The organism is Pseudonocardia humida (genome assembly GCF_023898865.1).
Classification (GTDB): Bacteria; Actinomycetota; Actinomycetes; order Mycobacteriales; family Pseudonocardiaceae; genus Pseudonocardia; species Pseudonocardia humida.
Genome location: NZ_JAGSOV010000081.1, coordinates 13,285 through 37,464, shown reverse-complemented (window position 1 = coordinate 37,464; position 24,180 = coordinate 13,285). Strand labels below are relative to the sequence as shown.

General features: G+C 74.7%; 19 protein-coding genes. 6 read left to right on the top strand and 13 right to left on the bottom strand.

Annotation, left to right across the window (positions count from 1 at the left end; genetic code table 11):
• Nucleotides 1-269: 269 nt before the first annotated feature.
• Nucleotides 270-1,217, bottom strand: coding sequence for a D-alanine--D-alanine ligase family protein (locus tag KDL28_RS35555; RefSeq protein ID WP_252445789.1), 948 nt, complete (start codon nucleotides 1,215-1,217; stop codon nucleotides 270-272).
• Nucleotides 1,218-1,353: 136 nt separating this feature from the next.
• On the bottom strand, nucleotides 1,354-2,694 hold the full coding sequence (locus KDL28_RS35550; RefSeq protein WP_252445785.1) for an aminotransferase-like domain-containing protein: 1,341 nt from the start codon (nucleotides 2,692-2,694) through the stop codon (nucleotides 1,354-1,356).
• A gap of 221 nt (nucleotides 2,695-2,915) precedes the next feature.
• Here KDL28_RS35550 and KDL28_RS35545 point away from each other — a divergent pair, with 221 nt between their 5' ends.
• Nucleotides 2,916-3,593: a GNAT family N-acetyltransferase gene (locus KDL28_RS35545; RefSeq protein ID WP_252445784.1), complete on the top strand. Its 678-nt coding sequence runs from the start codon at nucleotides 2,916-2,918 to the stop codon at nucleotides 3,591-3,593.
• Nucleotides 3,594-3,761: 168 nt separating this feature from the next.
• Here KDL28_RS35545 and KDL28_RS35540 read toward each other — a convergent pair whose 3' ends face one another.
• The 7 genes from KDL28_RS35540 to KDL28_RS35510 form a co-directional block, all read right to left on the bottom strand.
• Nucleotides 3,762-4,919: an N-acetylmuramoyl-L-alanine amidase gene (locus tag KDL28_RS35540; protein WP_252445783.1), complete on the bottom strand. Its 1,158-nt coding sequence runs from the start codon at nucleotides 4,917-4,919 to the stop codon at nucleotides 3,762-3,764.
• Nucleotides 4,920-5,131: 212 nt separating this feature from the next.
• Nucleotides 5,132-5,461: a thioredoxin gene (trxA, locus tag KDL28_RS35535; protein WP_252445781.1), complete on the bottom strand. Its 330-nt coding sequence runs from the start codon at nucleotides 5,459-5,461 to the stop codon at nucleotides 5,132-5,134.
• 47 nt (nucleotides 5,462-5,508) lie between these two features.
• Nucleotides 5,509-6,510, bottom strand: a complete 1,002-nt coding sequence (trxB, locus tag KDL28_RS35530; RefSeq protein WP_252445780.1) for a thioredoxin-disulfide reductase — start codon at nucleotides 6,508-6,510, stop codon at nucleotides 5,509-5,511.
• Nucleotides 6,511-6,664: 154 nt separating this feature from the next.
• On the bottom strand, nucleotides 6,665-8,329 hold the full coding sequence (locus tag KDL28_RS35525) for a protein kinase family protein (RefSeq protein WP_252445778.1): 1,665 nt from the start codon (nucleotides 8,327-8,329) through the stop codon (nucleotides 6,665-6,667).
• 151 nt (nucleotides 8,330-8,480) lie between these two features.
• Complete coding sequence (gene murJ, locus KDL28_RS35520; RefSeq protein WP_256503389.1) at nucleotides 8,481-10,070, bottom strand: murein biosynthesis integral membrane protein MurJ; 1,590 nt, start codon at nucleotides 10,068-10,070, stop codon at nucleotides 8,481-8,483.
• Nucleotides 10,071-10,204: 134 nt separating this feature from the next.
• Complete coding sequence (locus KDL28_RS35515; protein ID WP_252445774.1) at nucleotides 10,205-12,820, bottom strand: hypothetical protein; 2,616 nt, start codon at nucleotides 12,818-12,820, stop codon at nucleotides 10,205-10,207.
• A complete protein-coding gene (locus tag KDL28_RS35510; protein ID WP_252445772.1) occupies nucleotides 12,817-13,311 on the bottom strand; it encodes an NUDIX domain-containing protein in 495 nt (164 codons plus the stop codon). Before KDL28_RS35510 ends, KDL28_RS35515 begins: the two co-directional genes overlap by 4 nt.
• A gap of 123 nt (nucleotides 13,312-13,434) precedes the next feature.
• Between KDL28_RS35510 and KDL28_RS35505 the strand changes: the two genes are divergently transcribed.
• Nucleotides 13,435-14,871 carry a CCA tRNA nucleotidyltransferase gene (locus tag KDL28_RS35505; RefSeq protein ID WP_252445796.1) on the top strand — a complete coding sequence of 479 codons (1,437 nt, stop codon included), beginning with the start codon at nucleotides 13,435-13,437 and terminating at the stop codon, nucleotides 14,869-14,871.
• A gap of 39 nt (nucleotides 14,872-14,910) precedes the next feature.
• Here the strand turns inward: KDL28_RS35505 and KDL28_RS35500 are convergent, their stop codons facing one another.
• The gene (locus KDL28_RS35500; RefSeq protein WP_252445768.1) at nucleotides 14,911-16,320 is read right to left on the bottom strand and encodes an MFS transporter; all 1,410 of its coding nucleotides are present in this window, start codon (nucleotides 16,318-16,320) and stop codon (nucleotides 14,911-14,913) included.
• Nucleotides 16,321-16,361: 41 nt separating this feature from the next.
• Here KDL28_RS35500 and KDL28_RS35495 point away from each other — a divergent pair, with 41 nt between their 5' ends.
• Together KDL28_RS35495 and KDL28_RS35490 are read left to right on the top strand one after the other, a co-directional pair.
• Nucleotides 16,362-16,970, top strand: coding sequence for a YqgE/AlgH family protein (locus KDL28_RS35495; RefSeq protein ID WP_372497166.1), 609 nt, complete (start codon nucleotides 16,362-16,364; stop codon nucleotides 16,968-16,970).
• 180 nt (nucleotides 16,971-17,150) lie between these two features.
• Nucleotides 17,151-17,648, top strand: a complete 498-nt coding sequence (locus KDL28_RS35490; protein WP_252445767.1) for a DUF427 domain-containing protein — start codon at nucleotides 17,151-17,153, stop codon at nucleotides 17,646-17,648.
• Nucleotides 17,649-17,654: 6 nt separating this feature from the next.
• Here KDL28_RS35490 and KDL28_RS35485 read toward each other — a convergent pair whose 3' ends face one another.
• Entirely contained in the window at nucleotides 17,655-18,104 is a 450-nt protein-coding gene (locus tag KDL28_RS35485; protein ID WP_252445792.1) for an SdpI family protein, read from the bottom strand.
• 229 nt (nucleotides 18,105-18,333) lie between these two features.
• Here KDL28_RS35485 and leuS point away from each other — a divergent pair, with 229 nt between their 5' ends.
• Together leuS and KDL28_RS35475 are read left to right on the top strand one after the other, a co-directional pair.
• Nucleotides 18,334-21,222 (top strand): leucine--tRNA ligase, encoded by a 2,889-nt coding sequence (gene leuS / locus KDL28_RS35480; protein WP_252445765.1) that lies wholly within the window; start codon nucleotides 18,334-18,336, stop codon nucleotides 21,220-21,222.
• A 738-nt stretch (nucleotides 21,223-21,960) separates the two neighbouring features.
• A complete protein-coding gene (locus tag KDL28_RS35475; RefSeq protein WP_252445764.1) occupies nucleotides 21,961-22,599 on the top strand; it encodes a LysE family translocator in 639 nt (212 codons plus the stop codon).
• A gap of 10 nt (nucleotides 22,600-22,609) precedes the next feature.
• On the opposite strand, the gene KDL28_RS35470 is transcribed toward KDL28_RS35475, so the two are convergent.
• Nucleotides 22,610-23,620 carry a DNA topoisomerase IB gene (locus KDL28_RS35470; RefSeq protein ID WP_252445763.1) on the bottom strand — a complete coding sequence of 337 codons (1,011 nt, stop codon included), beginning with the start codon at nucleotides 23,618-23,620 and terminating at the stop codon, nucleotides 22,610-22,612.
• A 77-nt stretch (nucleotides 23,621-23,697) separates the two neighbouring features.
• Nucleotides 23,698-24,123 carry a DUF1707 SHOCT-like domain-containing protein gene (locus KDL28_RS35465; RefSeq protein WP_252445762.1) on the bottom strand — a complete coding sequence of 142 codons (426 nt, stop codon included), beginning with the start codon at nucleotides 24,121-24,123 and terminating at the stop codon, nucleotides 23,698-23,700.
• Nucleotides 24,124-24,180 lie beyond the last annotated feature (57 nt).

The window sequence follows — 24,180 nt, the reverse complement described above, 5'->3', positions numbered from 1 at the left end:
GCCGAGCGCGCCGACGTGACGGCAGGGCCTCGGGACAGGAGTGGCGGGGTGCCGGCCCTCGCAGGCCTCCGGCGTCCTCGCAGAGTGGGCCGGGTCCTCGCAAGCTGCGTGAGCGCTGCGAGGACCACGCGACTGCTGCGAGGACGCGGTGGCGCGTTCGCCCAAGCGGGCCGACGCGCCGACCCCGGGCGCCCGCGGGGAACGAGCTCGACCTATGGAGCGGAACCGCCCGAACCACACCCGTGTGGTTCCACGTGAAACATGGCGCGCTACCCCCGCCGGATCGCCCGCTCCACCATCGCCCCGTAGATCCGCCCCAGGTCGGTCCCCGCCGTCGCGGCGGCGAGCGGGAGGAGGGAGGTCTCGGTCAAGCCCGGCGACACGTTCACCTCCAGCACCTGCACGCGCCCCTCCTCGTCGACGACCGCGTCGAGGCGGGACACGTCGCGCAGGCCGAGCAGGTGGTGGGCGGCGAGGGCGGTCTCCTCCAGCGCGGCGAGCGTGGGGGTGTCGAGGCGGGCGGGGCAGTGGAACGTGGCGGCGCCCGGGGTGTAGCGGGCGGTGTAGTCGTAGACGCCGTCGCCGGTGTCGACCTCGACGGGCGGGAGGGCTCGGGGTTCGGTGCCGTCGTGCACGACGGAGACCGCGACCTCGGTTCCGGTGACGTACCGCTCGGCGAGGACGGCGTCGCCGTAGGCGAGGCAGCTGACCATCGCCGCGGGGAGGTCGGCCGACTCGGTGACGACCTGGGCGCCGAGCGCGGAGCCCCCCTGATCAGGCTTGAGCATCATCGGCAGGCCGAGCCGGTCCACCATCGCGGCCAGGACCGCCGGCGCGCCGAGCGCGCGGAACGTGGTGTGCGGCAGCGCGACCCACTCGGGGGTGAGCAGGCCTGCGCGGGCGAGCTCGGCCTTGGCGGTCGGCTTGTCCCAGGCGCGCCGACAGGCGGGGGCGGAGGTGCCGATGAACGGCACGCCCAGCAGCTCCAGCACCGCCTGCACGGAGCCGTTCTCCCCCTCGCCGCCGTGCAGGGCGATCGCGACGGCGTCGGGCGGGTCGGAGCGCAGCCGCTCGACGAGCGCGCCGTCGACGTCCCACTCGCGCACCGCGAAGCCGGAGTCGCGCAGCGCGGAGGCCAGCCGGCGGCCGGACCACAGGGACACCTCACGCTCGTGGGACAGCCCGCCGGCCAGCACGGCCACAGTTCGCTCGGTCACGGCTGCATTCTGCGCCACCACCGATCATGGACGGCGCCGGGTCGGCCGTCGCGGTGTTCCACGTGAAACAGCGGCCGGACGTGGAACGGGGGCACGAGCCGCGTGGCTCGTGCCCCCGTTCCGATGCCGGTAGCGCTCAGGGAGTGTGCGGGCTCGGGCTCTGCGGGCCGTTGCGCGGCTCGGCCCGCCCGAGCGACGGGCGCGGCGACGTGCCGAACGTGCGCATCACGTCGAGTTCCGCCTCCAGCACGCCGGCCAGCCGGCGCACCCCCTCGGTGATGCGCTCCGGGGTCGGGTAGCAGTAGGACAGCCGCAGCTGCCGGCTGCCCAGCCCGTCGGCGTAGAAGCCGGTGCCGGACGCGTACGCGACGCGGGCGGTCACCGCGCGGGGCAGCATCGCCTTGGTGTCGACGCCCTCGGGCACCGTCAGCCAGACGTAGAACCCGCCCTCGGGCACGTTCCACGTGCACCCGTCGGGCAGGTGGGTCTCCAGCGCCTCCAGCATCGCATCGCGCCGCTCGCGGTAGGCCTCGGTGAACGACTTGACCTGGCTGCGCCAGTCGTGCCCGGCGAGGTAGCGGGAGACGAGCATCTGGTTGAAGTTCGGCGGGCAGAGCACCGCCGACTCGGCGGCCAGCACGAGCCGGTCGCGCACCGCGGGCGGGGCCAGCGCCCAGCCGACGCGCAGCCCGGAGGCGAACGTCTTGGAGAACGACCCGAGGTAGATGACGTCGCGGTCCATCGACCGCAGCGCGGGGTTGACCGCACCGGAGAAGCCGAGCAGGCCGTACGGGTTGTCCTCGACCACGCGGACGCCGTAGCGCGCGCAGAGCTCCAGCACCTCGGCCCGCCGCTCGACGGTGAGCGTCACGCCGGCCGGGTTGTGGAAGTTGGGCACCGTGTAGAGGAACTTGGGGGTGATCCCCTGCGCGGCCAGGGTGCGCAGCGCGTCGTGCAGGAGGCTGGGGACGAGGCCGTGCTCGTCCATCGCGACGTGCACGACGCGCGCCTGGTACGCGGCGAAGCTGCCGAGCGCGCCCACGTAGGACGGCCCTTCGGCGAGCACCACGTCGCCCGGGTCGCACAGGATGCGGGTGACCATGTCCAGGGCCATCTGCGAGCCGACGGTCACCACGACGTCGTCGGGGTCGGCCCGGATGCCCTCCAGGGCCATCACCTCGCAGATCTGCTCGCGCAGCGCCGGGATGCCCTGGGCGGAGCCGTACTGCAGGGCGACCTGGCCCTCGCGGCCGACGAGGTCGGCGACCTCGACGGCGAGCGCGTCCATCGGCAGGGCGGCGAGGTTGGGCATCCCGCCGGCGAGCGAGACGACCTCGGGCCGGCTCGCCACCGCGAACAGGGCGCGGATCTCGGAGGCGGTCATGCCCGCGGTGCGCGCCGCGAACCGCTCGGCCGGCGCCGCCGCGCCGGGCGCGACGACAGGACGGGCGGACGGCGGCGGAACCGGCTCGGGCACGTGGTCCTCCGGAGGAGTGGCGACACTGGTGGTCGACAGGCGGTCTACGGGCCGTTCGAGTGTAACCAGGACGGAGGAACCTCCTGCCCTTCGTCGTGAATCCGGGCCCGGTCGCAGCAACCGGGGTGTTGTCGATGGCTGGATCGATCTACCGTCACAGGGTCGACGCAATCGGGGCGGCGGCAGTGTTGACCGTCGAATCCGGCCGCCGGAGGTTCCTCTTGTCCTGGCACGTGGCGGCCCTCACCCTGGACAATCTGGACGAACTCCCCAAGCGCTGCCGCCGGTGCGTGTTCTGGGAGCTGTCCGAGCACCTGGGTAAGCAGGCCACCGAGTTCGGCTCCACCGAGCTGGAGAAGGAGGCCTGGGTCTCCGAGGTGCTCCTGGAGTGGGGCTCCTGCGGGCGCATCGTGCACATGGGCGGCGTGCCGGCCGGCTACGTGATGTACGCGCCGCCGTCGGCGGTGCCGCGGGCGGCGGAGATGCCCACCGGTCCGGTCAGCGCCGATGCGGTGCTCCTGACCACCATGCAGGTCGTGCCGGAGTTCTCCGGCGAGGGCCTCGGTCGGATGCTGGCCCAGGCGGTCGCCCGCGACCTCACCCGGCGCGGGGTGAAGGCCATCGAGGTGTTCGGCGAGCAGCGCCCGGGCAGCGAGCCCGGCTGCCTCGTCCCGGCGGACTTCCTGCGCGGGGTGGGCTTCAAGACCATCCGGCCGCACCCGCGGTGGCCCCGGCTGCGGATGGAGTTGCGCTCGGCGATCACGTGGAAGGAGGACGTGGAGGCCGCGCTGGAGGAGTTGCTCGGCTCGATCACGATTCCGCTCCAGCCGGCCGACCCCGTGGGTGAGGTACCGAGCCCTGCATCCTCACGCGTCTGCGACCCGCTCAGCGCCTGCTGAGCACCCCCCTGGGCGCCGATCTCCCGGTGCCCGGTACGAGGAGCTGACCAGGGGGTCCGCGTGGCTCCTGGGGCACCTCGGGCCCTGTTTCGATCTCATCGGGCCCTCGCGGAACGCGAAAGCCGGTACCACCCGCAAGTGGTACCGGCTTTCTGGCTCCCGGTGGCCTCAGATGGCCTGGGCGCCGCCGCGCTCCAGTTCGTGGGCGAGCACGTCGGAGAAGGAGAACGTCCCGGTCGGCTGGTCGTTCTGGCCGAGCAGGTAGAGGCGCTTGACCGCGACGAGGATGCCCTCGGCGACGACGTCGCGGAACGCCGGGTCGAGCAGGCGCTTGCGGTCGCCCAGATGGGTGAGGTAGCCCACCTCCACTCGGACGGTGGGCATCCGGGTGAGCCGCAGCAGCTCCCAGGTGCGCGCCTGGGAGCGGCAGTCGAGCATCGCGGTGCGGGTGAGAAGCTCGCGCTGGATGAACCCGGCCAGCGCCTCCCCGACCGTCGACGTCGCCCCGGTGCCGTTGCCGAAGTGGTAGGTGGCCAGGCCCTGCGCGTGCATGCTGCTGTTGGCGTCGGTGTGCAGCGAGAGGACGAGGTCGGCGCCGGTCGTGTTGGCGAACTCGGCGCGCTCGGTCTCGGTGGGGCAGGTGTGCTCCTGCCGGGTCAGCATGGCGTCCATGCCGGTGGCCGACATGCGCCCGACGATCCGACGGGCCAGGTCCCACATGAGGTCGGCCTCGGCGACGCCGGCGGCCACCACGCCGCGATCGGCCCCGCCGTGCCCGGGGTCGACGACGATGCGCTTGCCGCGCAGCCGCGGCCCGGACTGGCGCAGCACCTCCTGCTCGCGCATGAGCCGCGGCCGCCCGCCGGTGACCTTGCGGCCCAGCTGGCGCAGGGAGCGCAGGGTGGCCGGTCCGCACATGCCGTCGGGGACGAGGCCGTACTCGCGCTGGAACTTGCGCAGCGCCTGCTCGGTCTGCTCGTCGAAGACCCCGCCGGGGCGGCCCGGGTCGAAGCCCAGCTCCAGCAGGCGCTCCTGCAGGGCGAGCACGTCGTCGCCGCTCATCGGGGCGGAGACCAGCAGGGCGAGCATCCGGTCGCCCAGGGTCCAGCCCGCCTCGCGCAGGGCGCGGTAGGTGGCCTGGCCGACGATGCCGTCGGAGATGAGGCCGCGCCGTTGCTGGAACGCCCGCACGGCACGCTCGGTGTCGGCGTCGAACCGATCGTCCTCCGGCGTCGCCGCCGGGCCCGTCATCAGTCCGAACTGGCGAAGCGTCGACCGGATCTCGACGACCGCCGGACCGCTGTCACCTCGGCGCAGCAGCTGCATGCACCCCTCGCTCGCTGATCGACTCGCACCGTCGCGACAGTGCCGGGCGCGGACCATTGTGCCTTGCCGACACGCTGACGGGTGACAGCGGGGCGTCCCCTGGCGCGTCCCGGCCGTGGTACGACGACGGGCCCGGTGCGCCACGCACCGGGCCCGCCATCATCACGTCACAGTGACGGGATACGTCTTCGTGTTGAACTGACGAGAAACTGTCAGCCCAGGTAGTCGGCCAGGTCGTTGAGCAGAGCGGCCTTCGGCTTGGCGCCGACGATCTGCTTCACGGCCTTGCCGTCCTGGAAGACGATCATCGTCGGGATGGACATGACGCCGTAGTCGCGGGCCGTCGCCGGGTTGGCGTCGATGTCCAGCTTGGCGACGGTCAGCTTGTCCTTGTTCTCGCCGGCGATCTCGTCGAGCACCGGGGCGACCATCTTGCACGGGCCGCACCAGGTCGCCCAGAAGTCGACGACGACGGTCTTCTCGCTGCCCAGGACGTCGCTCTTGAACGACTCGTCGGTGACGTCCACGGTGTTCTGGCCCATGATGATCTCCAGTCGGGTTCGGTTGGTGGATGCTGGGTGCGGCCGGGTCAGCCGTTGACGGTCTCGGCGACCTGCGCCGAGGCGTGCCCGTAGCCGCCGCCGGCCATCTCCGGGTCGATCGGGGCCTCGGCCAGCCAGCGCTCGGCGTCGATCGCCGCGGCGCAGCCCGACCCGGCCGCGGTGATGGCCTGGCGGTAGGTGTGGTCGACGAGGTCGCCGCAGGCGAAGACGCCGGGGATGTTGGTGCGGGTGCCGGGCGCGTCGACCAGGACGTAGCCCTCGTCGTCGGTCTCGACCTGGCCGCGCACGAGCTCGCTGCGGGGGTCGTGCCCGATGGCCACGAACATGCCGGTGACGTCGAGGGTGGACTCCTCGCCGGTGCGGGTGTCGCGCAGGCGCAGGCCCGACACGGAGTTCTCGCCGATGACGCCGAGCACCTGCTTGTGGGTTGCCCAGCGCATCTTCTCGTCCTGCTTCGCGCGCTCGAGCATGATCTTGGAGGCGCGGAACTCGTCGCGCCGGTGCACGACCGTCACCGACTTGGCGAAGCGGGTGAGGAAGGTGGCCTCCTCCATCGCCGAGTCGCCGCCGCCGACCACCGCGATGTCCTGGTCGCGGAAGAAGAAGCCGTCGCAGGTCGCGCAGGCGCTCACACCGCGGCCGAGCAGCTCCTGCTCGCCGGGGGCGCCCAGGTACCGCGCGGCGGCCCCCATGGCCAGGATGACGGCCTTGGCGCGGTAGGTGACGCCGTTGGCGACGACCTCCTTGACCGGGCCGGTCAGCGAGACGCTCTCGACGTCCTCGGTGCGCAGCTCGGCGTCGAACCGCTTCGCCTGCCCGCGCATCTGCTCCATCAGGTCGGGACCCATGATCCCGTCGGCGAAGCCGGGGTAGTTCTCGACCTCGGTGGTGGTCATCAGGGCGCCGCCGAACTGGGTGCCCTCGAAGACCAGCGGTCGCAGCTGCGCGCGTGCGGCGTAGACGGCCGCGGTGTACCCCGCGGGTCCCGAGCCGATGACGATCAGCTCTCGCACCTCGTCGCTGGTCACAGAAGCCACGTCCTCCCTGTCGTCTACAGCAGCCACAACACGATCCCAGCTCCGGACATTCCACGGGCGGGCACCCCGGCGCCGGGGGTGGCCCCCGTCACGGCCGGGGAGGGTGCTGCCCGATCCCGGCACGGCGCGGGACCGGCCGGACGGCTCAGCCGACGGCGGTGCGGCGGAACTCCAGCTCGTTGATCTGGGAGGAGTTCTCCGAGCCGCCGCCGCTCAGCCTGGTGATCCAGACCAGCACGTGGGCCACGGGCTCACCCCCGTCCAGCGAGACGGCGGTGGTGCCGTCGGACAGGGTGGCCTCGCCGATCGTGCTCATCTCCTCGACGTCGTCGTCGGCCGACTGCGCGGCCTTGACCTGCACCACCGTGCCCGCGCTCGGCGACTCGATGCTGATCTCGGCCAGGCTCACCGGGGACGCGAACGACACCATGATCCCGATCCCCGGCTTGAACACCGGGAACTGGTCCTTGTAGGTGGAGGTCTTCCACGAGCTGCCGCCGTCGCCGTCGATGACCTGCGCCACGCGCCCGGAGTTGTCCCCGGTGCCCGCCTTGTCGTAGACCTCGACACCGGCGGCCGCGACGACGTCGCCGACCGCGCCGGGTGCGGGCGCCGGAGCCGGCTCACCGGGCTCGCCGCCCTGCTGGGCGACCGGCGGGGTGCTGACGACGATGGCCGGGCCCTCCCCGCCGTCGTCGGACAGCAGCGACCCGAACTGGATGCTCAGGAACACCAGCACCCCGACGACCGCCACGGCCAGCACCGCCACCCCGGTCAGCAGCTTGCGCCGCCGACCCGGGTCGGGCTGGGCCTGCCCGGCGTCGTCGTCCTGCCAGACGTCGCCCGGGGACGAGGGGACGCCGTCGTGCTCGGGCGGGAACAGGGCGAGCCGGTCGTCCTCGGCGATGACCTCGTCGAGCAGCCGGTGCACGGCGGCCGCGGTGTGCACGTGGCCGGGGGCGTCCTCCGGGCCCAGCGTGCCGATGACCAGCGTGTCGAGCTCGACCGGGACGCCGGGGCGCTGCAGCGACGGCGTCGGCAGCTCGCCCGACGGCGGCCGCTCGGTGGCGGCCAGCCCGGCCCGCGCGGCGTCGACGCCGGACAGCGGCCAGTGCGAGGTGAGCAGCACGTACAGCACGGCGCCCAGGCCGCGGACGTCGTCGGCGGGGGTGACGGTGGGGCGCGGCAGCGCGAAGCAGACCATGACCTTGCCCTCGGGCGTGACCCGCACGCGCTGGGGGTGGTCGATGCCCAGCACCAGCCCGCGCCGGTGCGCCGCCTCGGCCGCGGCCGCCAGCGGGGCGACCCCGCGGGCCACGGCGGTGGGCTTGATGAGGCCGTCGGAGACCACCTCGGCCAGGCTCTTGCCGGGGATCCACTCGGTGACCGCCGCGCCGAGCACGTCGGGCGGCATCCCGCCGCTGCCGGGCGCGAGGACGTCGAGCAGGCGCGCGCAGCCGGTGTGCTCGAAGCTGCCCGAGCGCAGCGCGCGCACCATCATCTCGCCCGCCCGGGTGCTGCCGACGGACTCGCCGTCCGCCGCGGGGTCGGCGTCGTCGCCCGCGGGATCGGCGGCGAGGCGGCGCAGGACGCTGATCGCCACGTCGCGGCGCAGCATGGTGTCCTCGGCGCGCCAGAACTCCGCGCCGGCGGCGGTGTCCGAGCCGACCCTGGTCCGCAGGCGGTACCGCCCGGACAGCAGCATGCCGGTGATCGTGCCCGACGGCTGGGCGGTTGTGGTGCTGGTCTCCCCCGGCGCGTCGCGTCCGGGCCGCAGGTCCCGCTGCGTGTCGCCCGGGTCGGGGGGCATGGCCGCGACCGTCGCGTCGGCGGGGGCGGGGGCCCGGCGGGTCGGGGTCGGTCGTGGCGCGGGCGCCCCGGATGGTGGGCTCGCCAACTCGCTCACTGGTCCGAACCTCCCTGCGCGCCCGTGCACGGCTCCGCCCAGCGGCCAGCCTACTTCAGCGGGCCGGGCCGCGCCGAGCCCTCAGCCTGTCCACGATCCCGTCGATCCTACGGAGCAGCGGTTCGGTCTCGCGCACCCGGAGCACCCTCATGACCAGCAGGATGAGCGGGCCGCCGAGGACCAGCGCGAGGAACATCGCGGTCCACGCGCGCCCGAGCGCGGGCACGGCCAGCATCGGCTCCAGGTCGAGCAGCGCGAGCACCCCGCGGGCGGCGGCCGCGCCGACCACGGCGGCGGCCAGCGTGCGCAGCCCGGTGCCCAGGATCGTGCGGCTGGGCAGCCTGCCCAGCCGCCTGCGCAGCAGCACCTGGCCCAGCAGCGCCCCGGCCACGAACGACAGGGCGTTGGCGGTGGCCAGGCCCAGCACCACGTCGGCGGGCTCCAGCAGCACCGGGCACAGCAGCATCAGGGCGACCTTGACCCCCACCGTGAACAGCTGCACGAAGGTGGGGGTGCGGCTGTCGGTCATCGCGTAGAACACGCGCATCTGCAGCAGCGTGATCGCGTACGGGGCCAGCCCGAACGCCGAGACGGCCAGCGCCGTGCCGATGGTCGTAGCGCCGTCGAGGTTGGCCGAGCGCAGGCCGAACAGCGCCACGCCGATCTCCGGGCCGAACGCGGTGATCAGCGCCGAGATCGGGATCAGGAACACCGCGGCCAGCCGGCTGCCCAGCGACAGGTCGGAGACGACGTCGTCGTAGCGACCGGCCGCGGCGGCCCGGCTCATCCGGGGCATCAGCGCGGTCAGCAGCGAGACGCCGAGCACCCCGTAGGGCACCTGCAGCAGCAGCCAGGCGTTGTTGTAGGCGGTCGGCGCCCCCTCCCCGGAGGCGAACGCCACCCGCATGGTGACCAGGTAGCCGAGGAAGCCGACGAACGCGTAGAGCACCGACCAGCCGGCCAGCCGCCCGGCCGTGCGCAGCCGCGGGTCCCAGCCCCACACCGGCCGGTAGCGGAAGCCCGCCTTGCGCAGCGAGGGCAGCAGCACGACCGTCTGCGCGACGATGCCCAGCGTCGTGCCCAGACCGAGCACCAGCAGCCGGTGCTCGTCGGGGGTGAACACGTAGGCGCCGAGCATCGCCAGCACCACGACGTTGTTCAGCACGGGCGCCCAGGCGAACGGGCCGAAGGCGCCCTTGCTGTTCAGCACCGCGCCGACGATCGCGCCGATCCCGTAGAAGAAGATCTGCGGCAGCAGCAGGTAGGCCAGGTCGAGGGCCAGGTCGTAGGTCTGCGGGTCGCTCGCGTCGCCGGTGTAGAGGCCGGTCAGCAGCGGCGCGGCGAGCAGGGCCAGCGCGGTGATCAGCAGCAGCACCGCCCCGGCCGTGGTCAGCAGCCGCCGGGTGTAGGCGACCCCGCCGTCGGCGTCCTCGGCCTGCGCGCGCACCAGCAGCGGGATGAGCACGCTGCCCAGCACCCCGCCGATGAGCAGCTCGTAGACGATGTTGGGCAGGGTGTTGGAGATGGTGTAGGCGTCGCTCAGCGTGGTGACGCCGAGCACCGCGACCAGCGCGACCTGCCGGACGAACCCGGTGATCCGGCTGGTCAGGTTGGCGATCGCCATCATGCTGCTGGAGCGGCCCAGCGACGGCGTGCGGGTGGCGGTCTCCGGCCGGACGGGCGTGATCGGCTGGGTCAGCTCGGCGGCGGTCGGGTCGGCGGTCGGCTCGGTCGGCGGCCGCGGCTCGGCCGCGAGCAGCGGCTCGGTCGGGTGCTCGACTAGCGGCTGCCCACCCGGGGAGGTTCCGGCGGGCGGGGCCTGCGGGTCGGCGGGAGGCGTTCGGTGGCCTCGGTCGGGCTGCCGGTCGGGCTGGTCGGGCCGGCGGGCGGCGGCTGCTCGGGACCGCGCCGCACGCCCGGCATCGGGACGGTCAGCTGCGGGTCCGGGAAAGGATCCCCGCTGCGCACCGGCCGGACCGCCATGGCCTGCGTCGGACCGTCCTCCGCGACCGTCGCCACGTTCCCCCACGACCCGCTCGCCGACCCCCGCTGCTCCGTTCCCGTCCGCTCCGCCGCCGTCGACGCGGTGCCCGACGCGGGGGGAGAACCAGGGCGCGGGCCCAGCACGATCTCCCGTCGCTCGGGCAGCTCCCCGCGGCTCCGGCGCACCACCCGACGGGCGGCCAGCACCACGAGAAGGACGCCCGCGCTCCCCGTCAGCCACAGGGTGATGGTGCCGTAGACGGTGGAGCGCATGCGCAACCGGCTCGGCGGACCGAGCAGCTCGCCCCCGGGCGTGCGCACCGAGGCCTGCACCGTGAACTGCCCGGTCCTGGTCACCTCGGCGCTGGCGCTGATCTGGCGCCTGCCCAGCGGCGGGATCTCCTGCGGCCCGATCGGGGCGACCCGCAACCCCGGCGAGGGGGCGATCTCGACCTGCACCTCCATCGTCACCGGCAGGTCATTCGCCACGGTGATCAGCAGCGGGGCGTCCTCGGTGCCGAGCGCGTACGGGCCGGGCGGCTCGAGCACGCGGACCGAGGCGCGCAGGGCGTCGATGCGCTGGCGGGCCGCCCGGGCGGCGGTCTCGGCGTCCGCGTCGCGCCCACGCCACGCCGCGGACGCCGGCCGGACCAGCCCGCGCTCCAGGGGGGCGAACGCCTGCTCCGGCGACACCCCGATCGGCGAGCCGGGCCGGGCCGCGCTGCGCAGGTCGGCGACCGCGGCCGCGGTGTCGGCCACCGCGGCCACCACGTCCTGCGGGACCTCCCCGGCCGCGGCGTCGATCGGGTAGGCCAGCGGTAGCGCCGCACCCGGCGGGACCGGCGGGGACAGCGCGTCGGCGGCCCGCGGCCGCAGCATGCCCGCCCGCACCAGCGCCTCCACGCCGTCGAGCAGTGCCTCGGCACCGGTCCCGGTGACGCCCCAGGCGTGCGGCGGGGCGAGCACGAGCGGGCCGTCGTCGGTGGCGTCGCCGCCCTGGACGCGGAAGGCCAGCGCGCCGATGCCGTCCTGGGTGGCGAGCGCGCCTGCGCCCCCGGCCGGGCTGCTGACCGCGGCCGCCGCGCCGCTGCGCGACTGCCCCCGCGCCGCGGGCCCGGTCAGCGCCGAGGTGAGCAGGGGGTCGGTCAGCACGGCCGTCTGCACCGCCTCCGCGGTGGGCTGGGTGGCCTCGATCGGCACCACGCCGGTGACGCGCGGGGTGCGCCGCTGCTCGACGCCGTCCGCGGACAGCAGCACGGTCCGGTTGCCCGCCGCGGCCACCGCGTCCATGGTCTGGCCGTCCAGCAGCCCGGCCGCGGGCCACGTGGCGTCGTCGACGACCGGCACCCCCAGCAGCTGGGTCAGCACCTGGCGGCCCTGGCCGACGGCGCCGGTGGCCAGCGCGCCCTGCCCGCCGCGGGTCAGCGGGACGAGGTCGGCGTCGGCGTAGGGCAGCGCGAGGACGCAGGTGCCGGCGGCGACGGCGGTGAGCTCGTCGAGCCAGGCCGCGGCCACCGCCGCCCCGGCCCCGGGTACCGGTCTCCCGTCGGGGCCGAGGTAGTCGTAGCCGCCGCGCATCGAGGCCACGGTGTCGACCAGGTCGGGATCGATGGCCAGGCAGATCGCCTGGCGGACCGGGGAGCCCGCCGGGGCGGAGTCGGTGAGCGCCGACAGCAGCCCGCCCAGCCTGCCGTCCGGGGCCAGCGAGGCGGCCAGTGAGTCGTCGGTCAGCAGCGTGGCCGGGCCGGGCACCGTGGACACCCGGTGCGGCACGTCGGTGATCGGGTAGAGCATCGCGAACGGCGTGGCGTCCACCGGCTGCGGCGGTACCGCGTCCTCCCCGTCGGGCCCGGCGGGCAGCGACAGCACCGGCAGCAGCAGCCGGGTCCCGGCGAGCCGGGCCCTGGCCCCGTCCTCGGGCACCCCGTTGACGTTGACCAGCAGCTCGTAGACGCCCGGCGCGCCGAGCGCGAGGCCCTCCTGCGGGGCGCCGCGCAGCGGGACCGCCAGCCGCACCGGCACCTGCTCGCCCGGGGCCAGCACGCCGGGCAGCGGGGTGAACTGCGGGGTGACGGCGTCGGTCGCGGCCGAGCCGTCCAGCGCGTCGCGCAGCTGGCCCTCGGTGCGCAGCGGCTCGCTGCGCTGCACCCGCACGACCAGCTCGTCGACCGGGCGGTCGCCGGTGTTGGTGAGCGTGCCGACGACGGTCAGGGTGTCCGACCCGTTCGCGGTGACCACCCGGGGCCCGAGCTGGCTGACGTCCAGCCGCAGCGGCCCGGCCGCCTGGTCCGGATCGACCCGGACCGGCCCCGGCGCCGGCGCGCCGAGCGGCTCGTCGGCTCCCGCCGCCCCGGCCAGCGGCCCGACGAGCAGCACCAGGGTGATCGCGACCAGGGCCGCGACCGGCTTCACGCCGTCTCCTCCAGCAGCTCGGTGGCCCGCCGGATCAACCGGCGCTCGTCGGCGTAGGCCAGCCGGGACTCCAGCTCGTCGAGCGGGACCCAGGCCACCTCGGACACCTCGACGTCGGTGTCGGACAGCTCGCCGCCGAGCGCGCGCAGCAGGAAGTGGTGCACGGTCTTGTGCACGCGGCGGTCCTCGGCGACGAACCAGAAGTCGATGGTGCCCAGTGGTGCGACCACCCGACCGATGATGCCGGTTTCCTCCTCGACCTCGCGCACCGCCGCCTCCTCGGCGGTCTCACCGGCCTCGATGTGGCCCTTGGGCAGCGACCACAGCAGCCGGCCCCTGCGGTCGAGCCTGCCGATCACCGCGGCGGTGCCCGCGTCGTGGTCGACGACGAGCCCACCGGCCGAGGTCTCGTCGACCGTGCGCAGGCGCCGCCTGCGCTCGGCGGGGCGCTTCCCGCGGCGCCCTCCGGCGCGACCGCGGGATGTGGACATGTGGGGATGGTAACGATGTCGATCGGGAACCCGCCGCTTCCACGCGACGGGGGCGGCACGGCCATATGCCGGTGAGCGACCGCGACCGCCTCACTAGAATGGATCGCCGTGCCCGCAGTTGTGATGCCCGTCCCCGACGACCTCGTCCGGGCCCAGGAGAATGCGGTCGTGGAGATGGTCCAGGTCGGCCCCCTCGCCCAGGAGCTGGCGGATCGCTTCGCCGCCGCGGGGCACCGGCTCTACCTCGTGGGCGGCAGCGTGCGCGACGCGCTGCTCGGCCGCCCCTCGCACGACCTCGACTTCACCACCGACGCCCGCCCGGAGGCGATCCAGGCGGTGCTGGAGGGCTGGGCGGAGGCCGTCTGGGACACCGGCATCGCGTTCGGCACCGTCGGCGCCGTCCGGCACGGCAGCACCGTCGAGATCACCACGTTCCGCGCCGACGACTACGACGGCGTGAGCCGCAACCCGGTCGTCGCGTTCGGCGACTCGATCGTCGACGACCTGGTCCGCCGCGACTTCACGGTCAACGCGATGGCCGTCGAGCTGACCGCGGCGCCGCACCGGTTCGTCGACCCGCACGGCGGCCTGGCCGCGCTGGCCACCGGGACGCTCGACACCCCGGCCACCCCGCAGCAGTCGTTCTCCGACGACCCGCTGCGCATGCTGCGCGCCGCCCGGTTCGTGTCCCAGCTGGGCTTCGAGCCGGCGCCCCGGGTGGTCGAGGCGATCACCGCGATGGCCGAGCAGCTCGACCGGATCACCCGCGAGCGGGTGCAGGTCGAGCTGACCAAGCTCGTCATGGGCGCGCACCCGCGCCGCGGCATCGAGCTGATGGTCGACACCGGGATGGCCGACCGGGTGCTGCCCGAGGTGCCGGCCATGCGGCTGGCCATCGACGAGCACATGCAGCACAAGGACGTCTACACGCACTCGCTGGTCGTGCTGGAGCAGGCGATCGAGCGCGAGACCGACGGCCCCGACCTGGTGCTGCGGCTGGCCGCCCTGCTGCACGACGTGGGCAAGCCCGACACCCGCCGCAAGGAGTCCGACGGCCGGGTCAGCTTCCACCACCACGAGGTCGTCGGGGCGAAGCTCGTGCGCCGCAGGCTGCGCGAGCTGCGCTACCCGAAGGTCGTGGTCGACGAGGTCGCCCAGCTGGTGTTCCTGCACCTGCGCTTCCACGGGTACTCCAGCGGCGAGTGGACCGACTCGGCGGTGCGCCGCTACGTCACCGACGCCGGCCCGCTGCTGGAGCGGCTGCACAAGCTGGTCCGCTCGGACTGCACCACGCGCAACCGCCGCCGCGCGGCCGCGCTGCAGCGCACCTACGACTCCCTCGAGGAGCGGATCGTCGAGCTGCGCGAGCGCGAGGAGCTCGACGCCATCCGCCCCGACCTGGACGGCAACGAGATCATGCGGCTGCTGGCGATCCCGCCGGGCCCGCAGGTCGGCAAGGCCTACAAGCACCTGCTGGCGGTCCGGATGGAGCGCGGGCCGCTGACCCGCGAGCAGGCCGAGGCCGAGCTGCGCGCCTGGGCCGCCGAGCACCTGTCCTGACGGGCTCGTGCGCGGGGGTCCGCGTCCCGGCGCGGGCCCTCACGCGCGGTGCCTGCGGCGCAGCACGAGGTCGTGGCCGAGCAGGCCGACCAGGTAGAGCCCGGCGCTCGCGGCGAGCAGCGCGGGCGCGCGCCCGTCGGGCGGGCTGAGGGTGGCCGCGGCGGTCACCGCGGCCACGAAGCCGACGTTGAAGACGATGTCGTAGATCGCGAACACCCGGCCCAGCACCCCGTCGCCCGCCTCGCCCTGCACGGCGGCGTCGGTGCACAGCTTGAGCACCTGCCCGACCAGCCCCAGCACGTACGCGGCCACGAACACCGCGGGCAGGCTGAGCAGCGCCACCAGCCCCAGCTGCGCGACGGCCGCCAGGACCAGCGCCGCCCGGACCAGCCGGGCCCGCCCCCAGTGCCGCACCGCCCACGGCGTCACCAGCGCCGCGGTGCCGAGCCCGGCGGCGGCCACGCCCACCGTCTGGCCGATGCCGGCCAGGCCGACGCGCAGCGGGCCGATCGCGGTGAACGCGTAGCGGAACAGCAGCAGCATCAGCAGCGTGCTGATGCCGAAGGCGACCCGGTGCGCGGCCAGCGCCACGAACGACGCCGTCACCGAGGGCGTCGAGCGGGTGGCCCGTGCCCCGTCGGCGAGGCCGCGCAGCGCGGTGGCCACCGCCCCGTGCTGCTGGGCGACGGCCCGGTCGGGCCCCAGCACGCCGCGCCGGAAGCCGGCCGCGACCGCGGCCGCGACCAGCCCGCCCAGCAGCGAGGTCAGCGTGGTGACGGCCGACCCGGCGTCGCCCGCGCCGACCAGCGCCCGCACGCCGATGGCCGCGGCGGCGCCGGTGGCGGTCATGCCGGCGCCGACGGTGACGGCGAACGCGTTGGCCTCCACCAGGTTGGCCCGCGGCACCAGGTGCGGCAGCCCGACCGACAACCCGGCCCCGACGAACCGGCTCAGCCCGGCCACCAGCAGCGCGCCCAGGTAGAGCGGCGCGCCGTCGGCTCCCGCGTACACCGTGGCGGCGACGCCGACGGTCAGCAGCGCGCGGACCAGGCTGGCCACCACCAGCACGCGCTTGCGGTCCCAGCGGTCCAGCAGGGCGCCGGCGAACGGGCCGATCACCGAGTAGGGCAGCAGGAGCACCGCCAGCCCCGCGGCCACCGCGATCGGGTCGGCCTGCCGCTCGGGGTTGAACAGCACCGCGCCGCCCAGCGCGGTCTGGAACATGCCGTCGGAGAACTGCGCGGGGAAGCGGACGCCCAGCAGCCTGCGGTAGCCGGGCAGCCGCAGCAGGCGCAGGATCCCGATCCGCGCGTGTTCAGCGGGGGGATCACCGGGGCTGGTGGCGGCGGGACTCCCGGTGCGTCCGTCGGGGAGCGGGACGGACGCCGGGCCGGGATCGCCGGTCTGCTCCGCGGTCGCCCGGGAACTCGATGATCCCGAAGTCGGCACGGGCGAAGGCTACGCGCCGATCCGGTTGCAATGATGTCCCCGTGGTGGACGACCGCTTCGGCAATGCTTCCCGCCCCGGAGCCGAGGCGGCGCCGGGCGCACTGCTCGTCGCCGCACCCGGTCTCCTCGACCCGAACTTCCGGCGCACGGTCGTCTACCTGATCGAGCACCGGGCCCAGGGCAGCCTCGGCGTCGTGCTCAACCGGCCCAGCGAGGTCACCGTCCGCGACGTGCTGCCGGCCTGGGCGCCGCTGTCGTCGGCGCCGCCGTCGGTGTTCGTGGGCGGGCCGGTGGAGGGCGAGTCGGCGATCTGCCTGGCCGCGGTGCGCACCGGGCACGACCCCGCCGCGATGGACGGCCTGATCGCCGTGCGCGGGCCGGTGGCCCAGGTCGACCTCGACCGCGATCCGGTCGTGCTGGCCCCGGTGCTGCGCGGGCTGCGGGTGTTCGCCGGCTACGCCGGGTGGGACGCGGGCCAGCTGGCCGGGGAGATCCGCCGCGGCGACTGGTACGTGGTGCCCGCCCTGCCCGACGACGTCTTCACCCGGCGCGAGTCGGGGCTGTGGGGCCACGTCCTGCGCCGCCAGGGCATCCCGCTGTCGTTGCTGGCCACCTACCCGCTCGACCCGGCCCACGTCCGGCACAACTAGCCCGCGGCGCACGGTGCGCGCCGCTCCGGATTCCGGGGCACCGCGCACACCGTCTGCCCACCGCGCGCACGTCCCGACATGTGCGCGGTGGCCAGCAGGTGCGCGCGGTGCCCAGCGGTGTGCGCGTGTCGCGGCCGGCGTCGCCGCGCCGTCCCCGGCCGCGGGGGTGACGATGGTCGGGTGCCCCACCCCCGACCGGATCGACCCGGCCCCGGCCAGGAGTCGGTCTGGGACTACCCGCGCCCGCCGCGCGCCGAGCCCGACCACCGGCGCGCCCGCCTGCGCCACGGCGGCGTGCTGGTGGCCGACACCGCCGACCTCGTGCGCGTGCTGGAGACCAGCCACCCGCCCACCTTCTACCTGCCCCGCGCGGCGTTCGGCGAGCACCTGCGCCCCGGCGGGCGGACCACCGTCTGCGAGTGGAAGGGCGTCGCCCGCTACGTGGAGCTGCTGGTCGAGGGCGCCGAGCCGGTGCCCGCGGTGGGCTGGTGGTACCCGGAGCCCGACCGGCGGTACCCGTCGCTGCGCGACCGGGTGGCGGTGTACCCGGGGCTGCTCGACGAGATCACCCTGGACGGCGAGCGGGTGCGCCCGCAGCCCGGCGGCTTCTACGGCGGCTGGGTGACCGACGACGTGGCCGGCCCGTTCAAGGGCGGACCCGGCTCCTGGGGCTGGTGAGGCCGCTCAGCCGCGGGCGGCGGCGTCCTCGGCGGCCGACCCCGCCGGCCGGCAGCCCTCGATCAGCGAGCAGCCCGCGCACTCCCCCGCGCACCCCGTGGGCAGGGCCGTGCGCGGCACGGCCGCGGCGGCCCGCTCACCCACCATGCCGCCCACGCCCAGCAGCACGACCGCGCCGACCAGGCCGATGACCAGCAGCACCCAGGCCAGCGCCCCGTCGGCGCCGGCCAGCAGCGCTCCCCCGCCGAGCACGGCCACGGCGCCCGCCGCCGCGAAGGGCACCGCGGCGGCCTGGTTGGCCGCGGTGAAGGTCTCGTCCGTGCGCAGGGTGGTGGCCGTGCGCACGCCGACGAACCGGTTGCGGCGCAGCCGCGAGCGCGCGCCGAGCGCGGCGACGGTCAGCGCCCCGACCCCGACCAGCAGCTCGACCAGCCCGAACACCAGACGCAGAGACATCGGCACCCGCACAGGGTAAGCCGCGACCCGGCCGGGGCGGGCCCGGGGAGAACCCGCTCGTCGCCCGGTCCGACCCGGCGTTACCCTGGATGCGTGGCCCGTCGACTCCTTATCGAGGCCGCGCCGCACTGAGAGTCCTTCCTCCCCGGCGCGGCCGACCCCTCACGCCCATCGGCGGAGGGGTCTTCTGGTTTCTCGGGTCGACAACGAACTCCCTGGAGTGGGAACCATGAGCACGGACACGACCACCTCGGCCGACGCCGCCACCGCGGGTCCCGCCGACGCGCCGCCGTTCCGCTACGGCGCCGCGCTGGCCGGGCGCATCGAGCGGGCGTGGCAGGACCGGTGGGAAGCAGAAGGCACCTTCCACGTCCCGAACCCGGTCGGCGCGTGGGCCGACCCGGCCCACCCGAACGCGGGCGGCGACAAGGTCTACCTGATGGACATGTTCCCCTACCCGTCCGGGTCGGGGCTGCACGTGGGCCACCCGTTGGGCTTCATCGGCACCGACGTGCTGGGCCGCTACCTGCGGATGACCGGCCGCAACGTGCTGCACACCATGGGCTTCGACGCGTTCGGGCTGCCGGCCGAGCAGTACGCCGTGCAGACCGGCACCCACCCGCGCAAGACCACCGAGGACAACATCGAGCGCTACCGGGCCCAGCTGCGCCAGCTGGGCCTGGGCCACGACGACCGCCGCTCGGTCGCCACCACCGACGTCGAGTTCTACCGCTGGACCCAGTGGATCTTCCTGCAGATCTACAACTCCTGGTACGACCAGGACGCGCAGCGCGCGCGGCCGATCGCCGAACTGGAGGCCGAGTTCGCCGCCGGCACCCGCGTCCCCGCAGGCGGGCAGTCCTGGGTCGAGCTGACCGATGTCCAGCGCCGCCGCATCGTCGACTCGTTCCGGCTGGCCTACATCTCCGAGGCCCCGGTCAACTGGTGCCCCGGTCTGGGCACGGTGCTGGCCAACGAGGAGGTCACCGCCGACGGGCGCAGCGAGCGCGGCAACTTCCCGGTGTTCCGTCGCAACCTGAAGCAGTGGATGATGCGGATCACCGCCTACGGCGACCGGCTGGTCGCCGACCTGGACCGGCTGGACTGGCCGGAGTCGGTCAAGGCGATGCAGCGCAACTGGATCGGGCGCTCGCAGGGCGCCCGGGTGCGCTTCCCGGTCGAGGGCTTCGACGGCGTCGACATCGAGGTCTTCACCACCCGACCCGACACCCTGTTCGGCGCCACCTACATGGTGCTGGCCCCCGAGCACCCGCTGGTCGACGCGATCACCCCGGCCGAGTGGCCCGACGGCACCGGCGAGCGCTGGTCCGCGGGCGCCGCCGACCCGCGCGCCGCCGTCGCCGACTACCGCGCCGCCGCCGCCCGCAAGTCCGACCTGGACCGCCAGGAGAACAAGGACAAGACCGGCGTCTTCACCGGCGCCTTCGCCGCGAACCCGGTCAACGGCGCGCTGATCCCGGTGTTCGTCGCCGACTACGTGCTGATGGGCTACGGCACCGGCGCGATCATGGCCGTGCCCGGCCAGGACCAGCGCGACTGGGACTTCGCCGCCAACTTCGGGCTGCCCATCATCCGCACCGTGCAGCCGTTCGAGGGCTTCGACGGCGAGGCGTTCACCGGCGACGGCCCGGCGATCAACTCCGCGAACGACGAGATCAGCCTGGACGGGCTGGGCGTCGCCGAGGCCAAGGCCGCGATCACCGAGTGGCTGTCAGCGCGCGGCGCCGGCGACGCCGTCGTCCAGTACAAGCTGCGCGACTGGCTGTTCTCCCGCCAGCGCTACTGGGGCGAGCCGTTCCCGGTCGTCTGGGACGCCGACGGGCTGCCCGTCGGCCTGCCCGACGACCAGCTGCCCGTCGAGCTGCCCGAGGTCGCCGACTACGCGCCCAAGACCTTCGCGCCCGAGGACGCCGACTCCGAGCCGGAGCCGCCGCTGTCGCGGGCCGAGGAGTGGGTGGCGGTCGACCTGGACCTGGGCACCGGCCCGCGGCACTACCGGCGCGAGACCAACACCATGCCGCAGTGGGCCGGCTCCTGCTGGTACTACCTGCGCTACCTGGACCCGGACAACCACGACCGGTTCGTCGATCCCGAGATCGAGCGCTACTGGATGGGCCCCGACCCGGCCCGCGCGGACGACCCCGGCGGCGTCGACCTGTACGTCGGCGGCGTCGAGCACGCGGTGCTGCACCTGATGTACGCCCGGTTCTGGCACAAGGTCCTGTACGACCTGGGCCACGTCAGCTCGGAGGAGCCGTTCCGGCGGCTGTTCAACCAGGGCTACATCCAGGCCTTCGCCTACACCGACGCCCGCGGCGCCTACGTGCCGGCCGAGGAGGTGGTGGAGGACGAGGACGGTGGTTTCACGTGGAACGGCCAGCCCGTCCGCCGCCAGTACGGGAAGATGGGCAAGTCGCTGCGCAACGTGGTGACCCCCGACGAGATGTGCGACCGCTACGGCGCCGACACCTTCCGCCTGTACGAGATGTCCACCGGCCCGATGGACGTCTCCCGGCCATGGTCGACCCGCGACGTGATCGGCGCGCAGCGGTTCCTGCAGCGCGTCTGGCGCAACCTGGTCGACGAGACCACCGGCGAGTGCCGGGTCACCGAGGCCGAGCCCGACGTCGACACGCTGCGCGCCCTGCACAAGGCGATCGCCGGCGTCCACGCCGACTACGCCGCCCTGCACCACAACACCGCGGCGGCCAAGCTGATCGAGCTGAACAACCACCTGACCAAGACCTACGCCACCACCGGCGTGCCGCGATCGGTCGCCGAGCCACTGGTCCTGCTGATGGCCCCGCTGACCCCCCACATCGCCGAGGAGCTGTGGTCCCTGCTGGGGCACACCGGCACCCTGGCCCACGGCCCGTTCCCGGCGGCCGACGACCGGTACCTGGTGGCCGACACCGCCGAGTACCCGATCCAGGTCAACGGCAAGGTCCGGTCCCGCATGACGGTGCCGGCCGACGCCGACCGCGAGCAGCTGCAGGCGGCCGCACTGGCCGACGAGAAGGTCGCGGTGGCGCTGGACGGGCGGGAGCCCCGCAAGGTGATCGTGGTACCGGGACGCCTGGTCAACGTCGTCGTCTGAGCGAGTGGCGCGTTCGGCCAAGGAGACGGGTCGAGCGCGCCACTCGCTTGCCGGGCGGGACGAGTGTCGCGTTCGCACCCCTGGACGCAACGAAAGTCGTGCTCGCTCCACCAGGCGCAACGAGGGTCGCGCTCGCCTCCCGGGCGAGGCGGCGCGCAGCGCACGAGCCGGGGCGAGCCCCGGTGGGCGCGCCGCGCCCACCCCACCCCGGGAAGTGCTCCCCTGCTGGAGCTGAGGTCGCTCGCCGCGGAGGTGCCGCAGGAGGCGCAGTAGGCCGCAGCGTCGGCGGGCGGCGCGCCCAGCACGCGGCCCAGCTCCGAGACGGTGAACAGCGCCTCCGGCGGCGCCTACGCGGCGAGCGACCTCGGATCAAGCAGGGGCCTCGGGAGAGGAGTGGGCGCTGGCGCGCCCCGAGGGCTCCTCGCCTCGCGGCGCTGCGCGCCGCCTCGGGCAGAGCGAGCGCGGCTTTCGTTGCACCCGGTGGAGCGAGCGCGACTTTCGTCCCGTCTGGTGGAGCGAGCGCGGCTTTCGTTGCGCGGAGCGGTGCGAGAGCCGCTTTCGTCCGGGGTGGCGGGAGCGGGAGCGGGCGAGGGGGCGTTCGGCCCACGTGGTTGGGCGAGAGTGCCATTCGCCCAGGTCAGGGGTGGAGGGCGGGGCGAGCGGATGGCGCGGTGGACCAGCCTGGTTGGGTCAACGCGCCACTCGCGCGGCCGGGGAGTGCCGCGTAGCGTCGGGTGGGTGAGCTGGGCTACGTACGGGTCGTTCCTGCTGTTCGCGGCGGTACTGACGGTGGTGCCGGGGCCGGACTTCGCGGTGGTCACCCGCAACGCGCTGGCGGGGGGCAGGCGGCGGGGGTTGTGGGCCGGGGTCGGGGTGAGCAGTTCCAACGCGGTGCAGGGCGTGGTGGCTGCGGTGGGGTTGGGGGCGCTGATCGTGGCGGCGCAGCCGGTGTTCACCGCGATCAAGTGGGCCGGGATCGCGTACCTGCTGTGGCTCGGGGCGCAGGCGCTCCGCTCGGCGTGGCGCGGGGAGTACCCGCCGGACGGCGGGGCCGGGGAGGATCGCGGGGCCGCGCTGGCCGGGTGGCGGCAGGGGTTCCTGTCCAACATCACCAACCCCAAGGTGCTGGTGTTCTACCTGGCGGTGCTGCCGCAGTTCCTGCCGGCCGACCCGCGGCTGTGGCAGCTCGCCGTGCTCGCCCTGTCCCACGCCGTGCTGGGGCTGGCCTACCTGGCCCTGCTGGTCACCGTGGTGCACCGGGCCCGCCGGGTGCTGCGCAGGCGGCCGGTGCGCCGCGCGCTGGACGCCGCGACCGGGGTGGCACTCGTCGGGTTCGGGGCCGCGCTGGGCCGCGAGCAGCTCGTCCGGTCGGCCTGAGCCCGCGCGCTCAGTCCGACAGCAGCTCCAGCAGGGCCTTCTCGGCCTGGGAGCGGGCGCCGTGGGCGGTCAACGGGTCGCCGGGGGGCAGGTCCAGCACCGTGCCGTGGTTGTACAGGTCGACGACCCGCGGGTCGACGTAGGAGGCCTTGGCCACGCTCGGCGTGTTGCCCAGGTACCCCGAGACCTGCTTCATCGCCGCGACCACCGCCTTGCGCCGCCCGGCCTTCGACGACGCCGGCGCCCCGGCCAGCACGACGGCGGCCAGCACGGTGGCGTGCCAGGTGCGGAAGTCCTTGGCGCTGATCTCGCAGCCGCCGCTGTGCTCCTTGAGGTAGGAGTTGATGTCGTCGCTGCGCACGTCGTGCCACTGACGGCCGGTCCGGAAGGCGAGCAGCTCTGGCGTGCCGACGTCCTGCTTGAGCAGGGCCTTGAGCAGCTTGGCCGTGTCGGCGTCGACGATCCGCTGGGAGCGCTCGACGCCGCCCTTGGCCGGGTACTGGAAGTCCATCGTCGCGCCGCGCACCTTGACGTGCTCGCGCCGCAGGGTGGCCAGCCCGTAGGTCGCCTCGCCGGACGGGTCGTCGTCGCTGGCGTAGGCCTCGCCGCCGATCCGGAACACCCCGACGTCGAGCAGCCGGGCCGCCGCGGCGAGCACCCGCTCCCGGCCGTAGCCGCGCCGGGCGAGGTCGGCGGCGACCTGCTCGCGCAGCTCGGGCAGGTGCCGGGCGACCTCGAGGACGTGGTCGAACTTGGCCGCGTCGCGCTTGACCCGCCACTGGTCGTGGTAGCGGTACTGGCGCCTGCCCGCGGCGTCGGTCCCGGTGGCCTGGATGTGGCCGCGCGGGTCGGGGCAGATCCAGACGTCCCTCCAGGCGGGCGGGATGACGAGGGACTTGACGCGGTCCAGCTCGGCCGGGTCGGTCAGCGGCGCGCCGGTCGCGTCGGTGTAGCTGAACGCCTTGCCGCGCCGGCGGCGGGTGTACCCCGGCCGGGACGTGTCCGCGCGACGCAATCGCATGCCGATCACTGCCCCGTGCCGGCCCGGTCAAACGCCACGGCCGGGTCCGACCCCCCGGACGGTCCCGGTCGCGGCGGTCAGGAGCGGTGCGAGCTCAGCGTGCGGCAGCCGTGGCCCTTCGCGCCGGAGGCGAGCGCGAGGCCCCAGAAGGCGATCGGGAAGACCGGCCAGAAGAACAGGGCGTGCCCGGCGGCCAGCGAGGTGGCCGCCCAGATGCCGAGCAGCAGCAGGCTGACGCCCAGCCAGCTGCGCCACTCGGCGCTCGACCGGGTCGCGGGGCGCGACGGTGCGCTGCGGGGCGCGGGCGGCACCGCGGCCGCCTGCGGGAGGTCGCGGGTGACGGCGACCAGGTCGGCCCGGGTGACCGCGGAGTAGACCGCGCGGAGCCGGTCGTCGGCCTCGGCCAGGTCCAGCTGCCCGCGGCCGACGGCCTCGCGCAGGAGCGCGGCGACCCGGTCGCGGTCGTCGTCGGAGACGCGCATCGCGTCGGGTGTGCTGCTCATGGCTCCGACGCTAGGCGCGGGCCGTGTCGGCGGCATCGCCTGCGCGACCGACCGCCC